This is a genomic window from Streptomyces yamdrokensis (assembly GCF_053890455.1).
The window spans coordinates 6,040,615-6,052,399 of sequence record NZ_CM132679.1 but is presented as its reverse complement, the minus strand read 5'-3'; the positions used below and the strand labels follow the sequence as shown (position 1 = coordinate 6,052,399).

At 72.7% G+C, this 11,785-nt stretch carries 9 protein-coding genes and 1 pseudogene; 9 read left to right on the top strand and 1 reads right to left on the bottom strand.

The features are described from left to right. Window positions 1-6: 6 nt before the first annotated feature. The 3 genes from ACWZEH_RS26920 to ACWZEH_RS26910 all read left to right on the top strand — a co-directional run bounded on the left by ACWZEH_RS26920 (window position 7) and on the right by ACWZEH_RS26910 (window position 3,426). Window positions 7-1,101, top strand: a complete 1,095-nt coding sequence (locus ACWZEH_RS26920; protein WP_456193665.1) for a UbiA prenyltransferase family protein — start codon at window positions 7-9, stop codon at window positions 1,099-1,101. 97 nt (window positions 1,102-1,198) lie between these two features. Beyond that, entirely contained in the window at window positions 1,199-2,203 is a 1,005-nt protein-coding gene (locus ACWZEH_RS26915; protein WP_456193664.1) for a glycosyltransferase family 2 protein, read from the top strand. Next, window positions 2,200-3,426 carry an endonuclease/exonuclease/phosphatase family protein gene (locus tag ACWZEH_RS26910; protein ID WP_456193663.1) on the top strand — a complete coding sequence of 409 codons (1,227 nt, stop codon included), beginning with the start codon at window positions 2,200-2,202 and terminating at the stop codon, window positions 3,424-3,426. The genes ACWZEH_RS26915 and ACWZEH_RS26910 overlap by 4 nt, the downstream gene beginning before the upstream one ends. A gap of 198 nt (window positions 3,427-3,624) precedes the next feature. On the opposite strand, the gene ACWZEH_RS26905 is transcribed toward ACWZEH_RS26910, so the two are convergent. Beyond that, entirely contained in the window at window positions 3,625-4,371 is a 747-nt protein-coding gene (locus ACWZEH_RS26905; RefSeq protein ID WP_456193662.1) for an AfsR/SARP family transcriptional regulator, read from the bottom strand. Window positions 4,372-4,638: 267 nt separating this feature from the next. On the opposite strand from ACWZEH_RS26905, the gene ACWZEH_RS26900 reads away from it, so the two are divergent. The 6 genes and pseudogenes from ACWZEH_RS26900 to ACWZEH_RS26875 all read left to right on the top strand — a co-directional run bounded on the left by ACWZEH_RS26900 (window position 4,639) and on the right by ACWZEH_RS26875 (window position 11,781). Further along, window positions 4,639-6,174 (top strand): glycoside hydrolase family 3 protein, encoded by a 1,536-nt coding sequence (locus ACWZEH_RS26900; protein ID WP_456193661.1) that lies wholly within the window; start codon window positions 4,639-4,641, stop codon window positions 6,172-6,174. Window positions 6,175-6,375: 201 nt separating this feature from the next. Next, the gene (locus tag ACWZEH_RS26895; RefSeq protein WP_456193660.1) at window positions 6,376-7,419 is read left to right on the top strand and encodes a phytanoyl-CoA dioxygenase family protein; all 1,044 of its coding nucleotides are present in this window, start codon (window positions 6,376-6,378) and stop codon (window positions 7,417-7,419) included. Then, a complete protein-coding gene (locus ACWZEH_RS26890; protein WP_456193659.1) occupies window positions 7,416-8,792 on the top strand; it encodes a DUF6271 family protein in 1,377 nt (458 codons plus the stop codon). Before ACWZEH_RS26895 ends, ACWZEH_RS26890 begins: the two co-directional genes overlap by 4 nt. Beyond that, a pseudogene (locus ACWZEH_RS26885) lies at window positions 8,789-9,946 on the top strand (type III PLP-dependent enzyme); the annotation flags it as partial. The gene ACWZEH_RS26890 and the pseudogene ACWZEH_RS26885, both read left to right, overlap by 4 nt. Next, a complete protein-coding gene (locus ACWZEH_RS26880) occupies window positions 9,941-10,543 on the top strand; it encodes a GNAT family N-acetyltransferase (protein WP_456199846.1) in 603 nt (200 codons plus the stop codon). The pseudogene ACWZEH_RS26885 and the gene ACWZEH_RS26880, both read left to right, overlap by 6 nt. A gap of 20 nt (window positions 10,544-10,563) precedes the next feature. After that, complete coding sequence (locus tag ACWZEH_RS26875; protein WP_456193658.1) at window positions 10,564-11,781, top strand: MFS transporter; 1,218 nt, start codon at window positions 10,564-10,566, stop codon at window positions 11,779-11,781. Window positions 11,782-11,785: the final 4 nt, after the last annotated feature.

The following is an 11,785-nucleotide window of genomic DNA, read 5'->3' as shown; positions in this document are numbered from 1 at the left end:
TGGGCCATGACCTTCGTCGACGAACGGGCGAAGTCCGCCACCGCCGCGGGCAAGGCCGCGGACGACGCCACGAACAGCGACCCGGGCGGCGCGACGGGCGGCGCCCCCGATGCCCTCGATCCCCCCGGCGCACCCGACGCCCAGGGCGGGGAGCCGGGCCGGGACACGGACAGGGACAGGGCCGGGGACACGGTCCCGGTCCCGGTCCCGGTCCCGGTCCCGGTCGTACCGGCCGGTGGCCGGACGTACCGGTCCGCGGTGGCCGGACTGATCACCCTGATGCGCCCGGGCCAGTGGCCCAAGAACTTCCTGGTGGTTCCCCTGCCGTTGCTCGGCGCGCCGTGGAGCTGGTCCGCGGCCGGGAACGTCGCCGCGGCCACCGCGGCCTTCGTGCTGGCCTCGTCCCTGGTGTACGTGGTCAACGACATGGCGGACGTGGAACGCGACCGTCGTCACCCGGTCAAGCGGCACCGGCCGCTGGCCTCCGGGCGGGTGCGCATGCCCGCCGCGGTCGCGTTCGGCGGCCTCCAGGCCGTGCTGCTGGTGCTGCTGCTCGCGCTGCTCAGCCCGGAGGGGACCTGGGCGGTCCTGCTCTACCTGGCCGTCAACGCCGCCTACAGCTGGCGGCTCAAGCACCTGCACCTGCTCGACGTGTTCATCGTGGCCACCGGCTTCGTGCTCCGGCTGCTCGGCGGGTACGAGGCGAGCGGCCGGCCCGTGGCGGGCTGGCTGGTCCTGACCGTCCTGACCCTGTGCCTGCTGCTGATCCTGGGCAAACGCCGCCACGAACTGAGCGTCTCCGGCACCGGCCACCGGCCCGCGCTGGCCGGCTACTCCGCGCACTTCCTGGACCTGGTGCTGGTGATGTGCTCGGCGCTCACCATGGTGAGCTATCTGCTCTTCCTGCGTACCGAGTCGGGCTACGCCCCGGCCGCGCTGCTCACGGCTCCCTGCGCGCTGTTCGCGCTCTTCCGCTATCTGCAGATCGTGGTCGTGAAGAGCGAGGGGGGCACTCCGGTGCGGACCCTGTTGCGGGACCCCGTCATGCTCGCCAACTCGTCCGTGTGGGCGGCGCTGCTCCTGCTGTTCCAGGCCGTCTGACCGCGCGTCCGGCCGCGTCCCGGCGCCGCCTGCCCCGGCTCCCCTCACTTCTTGTCCGTTCCCGCCTGTCGGCACCCCGTCTCGAGCGAGGACCTGAATGGCTGCACCCCTCGTGTCGGTGGTCGTTCCCCTGTACAACGACCGCCGCACCGTCGACCTCTGTCTGCGCTCCGTACTGGAGCAGACCTACCGGAAGCTGGAGGTGATCGTCGTCGACGACGCCAGCGCCGACGGATCGGCCGAACTGGCCGGCCGGCACCCGGTCACCCTGGTGCGCGCCGAACGCAACGGCGGCCCCGGCGCCACGCGCAACCTGGGTGTCCGAAACGCCCGGGGGGAGATCATCTTCTTCCTGGACGCCGATCTGACACTGCACCCCGAGGCGGTGGCGCAGGCGGTGGAGCTCTTCGAGGAGAACCCGGAGTACGGGGCCGTCTTCGGCATCCCGGACAAGGAACCGCTGTTCGACGACGGGCCGGTGTGCGACTACCGCATCCTCCAGTACCACTACTGGCGCAAGAGCGCCGAGGGCCTGGTCAGCGGAGGCTTCTACGCGCTGGGCGCGGTGCGCCGGTCCGCCTTCCTCGAGGCGGGCTGGTTCAACTCCGCGCTGCGGCAGACGGAGGAGATCGATCACGCCGAACGCCTCGCGGCCCGCTTCCCCCTGCTGCTCACCTCGCGCATACGGGGCAGGCTCTCCGACGAGTCCCGGATGCGGCCGCTGCTGCGCAAGGCGTTCGTCCGCAGCCGGCTGCGTGTGCCGTTCTACCTGGACCGCGGCCGGGCGATGCAGGGCATGGAGACCGGCGGGCGTGCGGCGGCCTCGGTACTGGCGGCGCTCACGCTGCTGACGCTGCCGTCCGCCCTGGTGTGGCCGGCCACCGCTCCGGTCCCGGTGCTCGCCCTCCTGGCGTGTGTCCTCGCCGATCTGGGCCAGTACCTCTTCGTCGCCAGGGAACGCGGCCCGGCCTTCCTGGTCTTCTTCACCGGCTGCCACCTGCTGGTGAACACGGCCGTGGTCGCGGGCCTCGCCACGGGCCTGGCCCAGTGGTCGTTCAGCGGCCGCTTCCGCCGCATGTACCGGACCGGGGTGCCGGCATGACCACACAGCCCGCGGCGGCCCGCGAGCGGTCCCTGTCCGAGCCCGCTCTGAGGAGCGGCGGCGAGGAGGCACGGCCGGCTCCCGCCCGCCGGGTGGCCCGTGCCCTGCGGCTCTGGTACGGCCGCGCGCTCGTGGTCGTCGCCGGAGCCTGGCTGCTGTACGCGGTCGTCCGGTGGCTGGTCAGCGGCCGCTGGCACTGGAGCATCCTGCTGGACGCCGCCCCGCCACTGCTGCTGGTGTCCGTCCCGGCCGTCCTGCTCCTCGCGGGCGCCGCGGCCTGCGGCCGGCGCCGGCCGTGGGCCACCGGGCTCGCCTCGGCCGCGCTGCTGCTGGCGCTCACCACCGGCTCGGGCATCAACTGGCCCGCGCTGTGGCGTGATCCGGGGCCCGTACCACCGGACGCGCTGCACGTGGTGTCGCTGAACACCCAGTACTGGGGCCAGGGGCAAGGGCCCTCGGGCAGTGACCGGGTGTACGAGCTGCTGCACCGGCACGAGGCCGACGTCTACCTCCTCCAGGAGCACGTGGCCTGGCAGCCGGGCCTCGGGGAGGACGGGTACAGCGAGCTGCGGGACGACGAGCGGCTGCGCGAGGAGTTCCCCGGGTATCACATCGCCCGGCGCGGCGAACTTCTCACGCTGTCCCGGTTTCCCGTGGTGGCCACTCCCCCGGTCGGGCCCGGCGCGGAACTCGACGCCCGCCCGAACGCGGACTTCAACACCGTCTTTCAGCGGGACAAAGTGATGCGCACGGACCTGGCGGTCGGCGGCCGTGTACTCAGCGTCTACAACGTGCACATCACCGTGCCCCTCGCCGTCGACAATCTCAATCTCTTCTCCGGATACGACTTCGACTCCTACTTCCAGCGGAAGTTCGCATGGCGACTGGAGGAACTGCGCGGATTGGAAACCGATCTGGACCGGAATCCGAATCCGACGCTGGTCTCCGGTGATTTCAACTCCACCGCGTCCATGCGGGAACTGAACGGGATTCGGGAGCGGACCGACGACGCCCTGCGCGCCAACGACGATCTGTTCCCGCTGTCCTGGAAGTTCGACGCCCCGGCCGGCTTCGAGTGGGACAGCGTGTTCAACCGGCCGCTGCCCCTGTGGCGGGTCGACTGGAGCTTCACCGCCCGCCAGGTGCGACTGCACCGTTACGACCTGCTGCCCACCGACGGGCTGTCCGAGCACCGGCTGCAGGACCTCTGGCTGTCGCTGTGACCGGGACCCGCGGCGGGCGGCAGGCCGGCGGGGCCGGCCCCGGCGGGCACCCGGGGCGGGAGCACGCGGCCGTCGGGGCCCCCGGGGCGGACACCTGGCGGCCGGGTCCCGGGGGCCGGGCCGTGCCGGGTCCCCGGGGCCCGGCTCCCGGTCCGGCCTGAGCGGACGAACGGCCCCGGCCCGGTGCGAAGCGGCCGGTCAGCTCGCCCTGGCCACCCCGCGGACGGGCTGGTCGGCCTCCATGCCCAGCAGGATGGCCTGCTCCAGGTCGGCGAGTTCGGGGCCCGGTTCGATGCCCAGCTCCTCGACCATCGTCGAACGGATCCGGCGATAGGCCTCCAGCGCCTCGGCCGTGCGCTGGGACCGGTACAGCGCGAGCATCAACTGGGCGTGCAGGTCCTCGCGGTAGGGATGCTCGGCGGACAGCTGCATCAGTTCGCCGATCAGGTCGTGGTGGCGGCCCAGTTCGAGTTCGAGGCGGATCCGCTCCTCCGTCACCCGCAGCCGCTCCTCCGTCAGCCGCCGCGCGCCCGATTCCAGCGGCCGGCTGGACAGCCCCGAGAAGGCGGGCCCCGTCCACAGGGAGAGGGCACGGCACAGGACGTCGACGGCCTCCTCGGTCAGCCCGGTCTCCGCGAGGGCACGGGCCCGGCGCACGAGGGTGTCGAAGACCGAGGCGTCCAGTTGGGACTCCTCCAGGCACAGTCGGTAGCCCTGCGGATGGGTCTCGATGAGCCCGGCCAGTCCGGCGGCCTCGAATTCTCGGCGCATGGCGGAAATGCAGATACGGATCTGCGTACGGGCGCTGGCGGGCGGCGAGCCACCCCAGACCGCGTCCACGAGATCGTCGACGGATACGACCCAATTCACTTCCAGGGCCAGCACCGAAAGAATGATCTGCGCCCGCCTGCCGCCGAGATGAATGTTCTTACCGTCGGCGGACACGCGCAACGGTCCGAGGATATGGACTAACAAGACAGAGACCCCCCGTATCTGTGCTTCAGGCTCGGCCAGCCTGGTATGAACCAAGGAGGGTGTCAAGGGCCCCGGCCCGTGAGGGAATTGCTCGCCCCCTGCCCTCACTTCCGTAGCCGCGGGGGCGGCCGGGGGTGCGGCGAAAGAGACGGCCGGCATTCCTTGACAGCCTTGATTGGTATAGGCCAACCTTGCCATGGTCTGAACCAATCCTGGCGCCGTTCGGAGGGTCCACGCATGGCCGAGAGCAGCCACCCGCGCCTGCTTCGGCTGGCACATTCCGTGCTCCAGCCGGGCTTCCCCGGTGCCACGGCACCGGACTGGGTGCGCCGCCGGATCGGCGAAGGGCTCGCCTCGGTCGTCCTGTTCGGCCACAACGTCCGAAGCGGCGAACAGGTGGCCGCGCTCACCGACGCGCTGCACACGGAGAATCCCGACCTCGTCATCGCCATCGACGAGGAAGCGGGCGACGTCACCCGCCTGGAGGCGCGCACCGGTGCCTCCAGGCCCGGCAACCTCGCCCTGGGCGTCCTCGACGACATCGATCTGACCGAGCAGGTCGCCCGGGACACCGGCCGGGAACTGCACTCGCTCGGCATCACCCTGAACTACGCGCCGAGTGCCGACGTCAACACCAACGCGTTGAACCCGGTCATCGGAGTGCGTTCCTTCGGCGCGCGCACGGACGTGGTCTCCCGGCACGCCGCCGCATGGGTGCGCGGTCTGCAGACCGCGGGGGTCGCCGCGTGCGCCAAGCACTTTCCGGGCCACGGTGACACCGTTGTCGACTCCTACCACGGCCTGCCCCAGGTCTCCGCGCCCGGCGGCACCCTGGCGCTCACCGCGCTGCCGCCGTTCATCGCCGCGATGGACGCGGGTGTGCGGGCCGTCATGGCCGGGCACCTCCTGGTCCCGGCCTACGACGCCCGGTGGCCGGCGTCCCTGAGCCGCTCCGTCCTGCACGAACTGCTGCGCGGCGAGCTCGGGTTCACCGGCCTGGTCGTGACCGACGCCGTCGAGATGGGCGCGGTGGCCGACCGCTACGGCCTGACGGGCGCCGCCGTACGGGCGGTCGCCGCCGGGGCCGACGCCGTCTGTGTCGGCGGGGCCCACCCGGACGAGCGGACCACGGCCCGGCTGGCCGGCGCCCTGGTGGGCGCCGTACTGGACGGCCGCCTGCCGGAGGAACGGCTCGCCGAGGCCGCCGGCCGCGTCCAGGAGTTCGCCGCCTGGTCCGGCACGCTGCGCCGTGCGGGTGCGGGTGCGGCGTCCGTGTCCGAAGCGGCCCGCGGTGTGGGGCTCGCGGCGGCCCGGCGAGCGGTCCATGTCCATCACCGGCCGGACCACGACACGCAGTTCCCGCTCGTGGGCACCCCCCACGTGGTGGAACTGTCCCCCGCCACCATCAGCCTCATCGACCGCGGTACCCCGTGGGGTGTGGCGGAACCGCTGAGCGCGCTGCGGCCGGGCACCACCTCCGTCCGGCTCGGCGAAACCGAGTGCGCGGACGGCGCCGAGGTGCTGGACCGCCTGGCGCTGGAGCCCGCGTCCGGCCGGCCACTGGTCGTGGTGGTCCGGGACGCGGCCCGCCACGGCTGGATGACCAGGGCGCTCACCTGCCTGCTGCGCCGACGGCCCGACGCCCTGGTCGTCGAGATGGGCGTCCCCACGGGCGCCCGGCCCGGAGCCGTGTACCTGGCCACGCACGGCGCGACCCGCGTGTCCGGCATCGCGGCGGCCGAGGCCCTCGTGGGCGGCCGCACCGGCCCGTAGCCCCCCGACGGGCGAGGCGCCGAAGGCCTCGTTTCCCCCTCTTCCCCTCTCCCGCCCTGCCGCGCCGCAGAGGCGACGGCCCCGACCGCCCCCTGTCCGTATGCGCTCGGCCACCCCGTCCGGACCCCGGGCGGCGGCCACGAGTGCCGTCCCGACCGTCATCCATGTCCCAGAGTGCCACCCATGTTCCGGAGTGACCGCATGACGACGCACCACCGTTTCTTACACCGCGCCGCCTCCGAGCGCCCCTACTTCAGTGCCGACGGCGAGACCTACCTCGCCGGGACCCAGCTGCGGCACCTCACCAAGTCCCGGCCGCTGCGGGTGCTCTCCGAGGAGGAGTTCGCCTTCTGGCAGGCCTACGGGTACGTGGTGCTCCGGGAGGCGATATCCCCGGACGCGGCCAAGCTGCTGCTGGAGTTCGCCTGGGACTTCCAGGGCCTCGACCCGCAGCGCCCCGAGACCTGGTACGAGGAGCGCACCTTCCGCTCGGACCTGGACCGGGACCTGTACGTGTACGGCTTCGTCGAGGCGTACCACCACCAACTGCTGTGGGACAGCAGGCAGTCGCGGCGCGTCTACGACGCCTTCGCCGACGTGTGGGACTGCGAGGAGCTCTGGGTCACCCTGGACCGCCTCAACCTCAATCCGCCCAATGTGGGGAACCGCTCCCGGTCGTTCATCGAGCCGACGGACGAGGGCTTCGACATCGAGCTGCACTGGGACGTCGACACCACGGCCAGTGTGCCGCCCCAGCGGGTGCAGGGCATCATCGCGCTCACCGGCACGGAACCGGACCAGGGCGGCTTCCAGTGCTCGCCCGGGCTCTTCCACCGCTTCGAGGAGTGGAAGGCCGCCCAGCCCCCCGGCCGCGACCCGATCCGTCCCGGCGTCGACCGGGCCGAGTTCCCGGTGATCCGGCCCCGGCTCAACGCCGGTGACCTGCTGATCTTCAACGGGATGCTGGCGCACGGCGTGGCCCCCAACAGCTCGGCCGACGGGGTGCGGGCCGTGCAGTACCTGTCGATGATGCCGGCGCTGGAGGGGCACGAGGAGCTGCGCCGGTCACGGATCGAGTCCTGGCGCACGCTCGGCACGCCGGACTGGAACGCCACCCTGCTCGGCGACGCGGAACGGCACGAGTCCGAGCGGTACGGCACCGCCGAACTCAACGGCCTGGGACGGAAACTGCTGGGCCTGGACTCCTGGCACGAGCACGGTGACCTTCCCGGGCGGACGCGATGACCGGGGCGTTCGGCGTGACCCGCCGGCACAGGATCGCCCTGGCCCTCCCGACCAACCGGGAGTGCTCTGCGACCATCGCCGCCGTTGCCGACGAAGCGGCTTACGCCGTAGGTGAGTTCGACGTCGAGGTGCACCTGCTGGTCCTCGACTCCTCCGACGCTTCGACCGTCGCGGCGCACGCCCGCACCGTCGCCGGACTGCCCGCCGTACCGGGGGTCGTGGCGCACCACCTCGACGAGCGGGCCCAGCGGGCCTTTCTGCGGGCCGCGATCGACCGTGCCGCGCTCCCGGAGCCTGACCGCCTGCTCGGTCTCATGCTCCCGGACGGCGTCTCGTACGGCGCCTGCACCAACAGGGCGTTCCTCGTCGCGGCCGCCCTGGGCTGCCGCTCGGTGCACCGCCGGGACTCCGACAGCCGCTACCAGGTGTTCGAGGGCGAGCCCGTCTTCCCGGTCCACCACGAACTGGCGTCCCTCGGCAAGCGGGCCGCCGACGCCCGTGCCGGGGTCTCGGAGGTGAACCTCGATCCCGCGCTCGCCCATCGTCCGGTGGCGATGGTGGGCGCGTCCTTCATCGGGGAACTGTCCGTCGACATCGGCGGCATCCGGGAGCTCGACAAGGAGGCGTACGACACGGTCGTGGGCCTGTGGGCCCCGGCCCACTGGTCCCAGGAGGAACGGGCGGGCCTGGCCGAGGAGTCCTTCAGGGGCGCCGGGCTGCTTCCCTTCCAAAAGGACCACGCGACGCTGACGCTGGTCGACCCCATGCGGGTGGACATGTGCAACATCGCCTTCCACCAGGACGTGTACGAGCGGCTGCCGCTGCCGCCCGCGACCGACACCATCGGCAGCGACTACTTCCTCATCCACGCGGTGCACGACGCCACGCTGCCCGGTGTCCTGCACAACCGGGACATCGAGAACTTCTACACCGGGGAACGCCGTACGCACGCGGGATTCATGGCGTACCAGCGGCGGTTCGTGAAGTTCCTGCTGTCGATGCTCCACTTCCACTTCGTCTACGACGGCATGGCCGAGGCCGGCCCCGCGCTCCTCGACGCCGGACAGCGGCTCGACCCTGCCCCGGTCCGTGCCCTGCTGGCACAGAGCGTGCGGCTGGACCGCGCCGAGAACGAGCGCCGACTGGACGTCGTGCAGCGGACGTACCGGCGGTTGGGCGGCAGGTACGCCGAGTTCGCCGAGCGGGTGGCCGCGGACCGGGAGCGGCTGCTGGCCCGGGCGGGGCGGGACATCGAGGACTTCGTGCTGCTGATCGACGGCTGGGCGGCGCTGGTGGACGCCGGCCGGGTGGCGGACCTTTGGAGCACAGCCGGCTCCGGTGGCACCGCCCGGTCCCGGGGCACGGCCTCGTGAACCCGGCGCTGCGTGCCGCGCTCGAGGCTGCCCCGGACGACCGGATCATCCATGACCTGGACGGCATCGCCGGTCAATTCGACTCACTGATCGACGAGTTGCCCGGCGTCGGCGTGCGGTTCGCCGTGAAGGCGTGCCCCGTCGACGAGGTGCTGGCGTGCCTGGCCGGCCGGGGCGCCGGGTTCGACGCGGCGAGCCCCCGGGAGATCGTCCAGGCCCTCACCACAGGCGTACCCGCTCACCTGGTCCACTACGGCAACACCGTCAAGTCCGACGAGAACATCGCCCAGGCCCACCGGCTCGGCATCCGGGACTTCGCCACCGACAGCCTGGAGGACGTGGCGGCACTCGCCGAACACGCCCCGGGCTCACGGGTGTTCTGCCGGCTGGCGACCACGGGCCAGGGGGCGTTGTGGGGGCTGAGCCGGAAGTTCGGCTGCTCGGCGGACGACGCCGTACGCGTCCTGGAGTCGGCGCGGGCGGCGGGACTGGTCCCTGCCGGGCTGTCGGTGCACGTCGGGTCGCAGCAGATGACCACCGAGGCGTGGCAGCAGGCGTTCGCGACGCTGGGCGAGGTACTGACGGCGCTGCACGCGCGCGGGATCACGCCCGATCACGTCAACCTCGGTGGCGGCCTGCCCGCGCTCGGCTACACGGACCGGCGGGGCAACCGGCTGGAGCCCCCACTGGACAAGATCTTCGCCGTGCTGCGCGAGGGAATGGAGCACCTTTCCGAACTCGCCCCGGGCCCGGTGGACTTCCTCGTCGAACCGGGACGCCATCTGGTCGCCGACCACGGCGCTGTCAGGGCGCACGTCTCCCGGCTCACCTCGCGCCGGCGGCCGGACGGGGAACGCGCGTACTGGCTCTATCTGAGCTGCGGGAAGTTCAACGGCCTCTACGAGATGGACGAGGTGCAGTATCCGCTCGTCTTCCCGACCCACCCGGCCGACGCCGGCCTGGTACCCGCCGTGGTCGCGGGCCCCACCTGTGACAGTGACGACTCCTACGCGCCCGAGCACCGCCACGTCCTCGTGCCGAGGGCGGTCGCGTCGGGCGACCCGGTGTGGGTGCTGTCCAGCGGCGCCTACGCCACCAGCTACACCACCCGCGGCTTCAACGGCTTCGCCCCGCTCCCCCACACCTGCGTGGGCAAAAGCAACGGCGGTGCGCAAAGGGGTGGTCCGCCGGCGCTTTCCGGTCGGGAGCAGGTACCGGCCGGCCTGCGTGTCCGCCCCCTCGCCGAGGGCGACTGGCCGAGGGTCGCCGCCCTGGAGGCCGAGGTGTACGCACCCGCCGGGCTGTCCGAGGGCCGAAAGGCGCTGGAGTCCCGGGGCCGTGCCTCCCCGGCGACCTGCTTCGTCCTGGAGGCCGGCGACCGCATCGCCGGCTACGTACTCGCCCTGCCCTACCCGCCGTCGCGGTACCCGGACCTGGAGCGGCCCGAGGAGGAGTCCTTCACCTCCTCCCCCCATCTGCACCTGCACGACCTGGTCGTCGCCGACGACCTGCGCGGCCGGGGTCTGGGCAGCAGGCTCGTACACCATCTCACCGGGGCCGCACGGCAGCGGTACGAGGAGGTCTCCCTGGTCGCCGTGGGAGGCACCGAGAGCTTCTGGGCCCGGCACGGTTTCCGGCCCGACCGCCGGGTCGAACTCCCCGCGAGCTACGGCGCGAACGCGGTCTACATGTCCAGCCCGGTCCCGGGCGGCCCGGGCCGCCGGCCCGACGCCCCTGAAACGGAGGGCTGACGCCCGTGTCCCGTCCCCTCGTGCCCCGCACGCCCGCGCCCCGCAGGCTCGACGCCTTCCGGCGCGACCAGTTGGCCACCGCCGCGCTGTTCTGCTTCCTCGGCTTCCAGTACGCCACGTGGGTCTCCCGGCTGCCGGCCCTCAAGGACCGGTTCGACCTCGACGAGACGCGCCTGGGCCTGCTGCTGATGGTCTGCGGGGTCGGCGCCGCGGTGTCCTTCCCGCTGGTCGCCCGGCTGATGCGGCAGTTCGGTTCGCGGCGCCTGGCGCTCTGGTCGGCGTCGGCTCTGGCGGCGGTGCTGCCGGCGCTGTCCGCGGCCGGTTCCTATCCCCTCGTCCTGCTGGTGGTGTTCGTCGACGGGGTGGCCGTCGGTTGTCTGAACGTCGCCATGAACGCGCAGGGCGCGGCACTCGAGGCCCGGTACGAACGGGCGGCGATGGCGCAGCTGCACGCCACGTTCAGCGCGGGCTCGCTCGCGGCCGCGCTGCTCGCCTCGGGGGCGACCGTCGTCACGCATTCCGTATCCGCGCACTTCGCCGCCGCCGCGGCCCTGCTCCTCCTGCTGCTCGCCGTCGCGCGCCCCCGGCTGGCGGCCGACGGACGGGCGCCGGGGCCCGAGCCGAAGAAGGCTGCCGCCAAGGGCGTCCGGAGCTTGGCCGGTGCCTCCGGGGCGGCGCTCTGGCTGGGCTGCGCGATGGTGTTCGGCACCGTCACCGAGGGCGCGATGACCGACTGGTCGGCGCTCTACCTCACGGCGGAGACCGGGGCGTCGGGGCGGCTCGCGCCGCTGGGCATCGCCGTGGTCTCGGTGATGATGGTGCTGGCCCGCCTCCTCGGCGACGGCTGGCGTGGCCGCCTGGGTGACGCCCGGGTCGTCCACGTCGGCAGCGTGGTGGCCGGTACCGGTCTCGCGCTCGCCCTGCTGGCCGGCGGAACCTGGCCCGCGCTGATCGGCTTCGCCTGTGTGGGCCTGGGCATGGCGACCGTGACGCCCTGCCTCTACGTCGCCGCCGCGGCACAGGGCCCGAACGTCCTGGCCCTGGTCGCCGCGATGGGCACGACCGGCCTGCTGGCGGGCCCGGCGCTGATCGGCTTCGTGGCGGGCCGCACGGATCTGACGGTCGGCATGGCGGTGGTCGCCGCCTCGGCCCTGCTGGTGTCCGTCTCCGCGCGGCGCATCACCTGGCACAGGCCGGACGGGCCCGCTCCGACCGGTGCGGGCGGCGGAACCGGTTGAGGCG

Bases quoted from the DNA above. Each gene is read 5' to 3' on its own strand.
- ACWZEH_RS26920 (WP_456193665.1), top strand. From the start codon at position 7: ATGACCTTCGTCGACGAACGGGCGAAGTCCGCCACCGCCGCGGGCAAG.
- ACWZEH_RS26915 (WP_456193664.1), top strand. From the start codon at position 1,199: ATGGCTGCACCCCTCGTGTCGGTGGTCGTTCCCCTGTACAACGACCGC.
- ACWZEH_RS26910 (WP_456193663.1), top strand. From the start codon at position 2,200: ATGACCACACAGCCCGCGGCGGCCCGCGAGCGGTCCCTGTCCGAGCCC.
- ACWZEH_RS26900 (WP_456193661.1), top strand. From the start codon at position 4,639: ATGGCCGAGAGCAGCCACCCGCGCCTGCTTCGGCTGGCACATTCCGTG.
- ACWZEH_RS26895 (WP_456193660.1), top strand. From the start codon at position 6,376: ATGACGACGCACCACCGTTTCTTACACCGCGCCGCCTCCGAGCGCCCC.
- ACWZEH_RS26890 (WP_456193659.1), top strand. From the start codon at position 7,416: ATGACCGGGGCGTTCGGCGTGACCCGCCGGCACAGGATCGCCCTGGCC.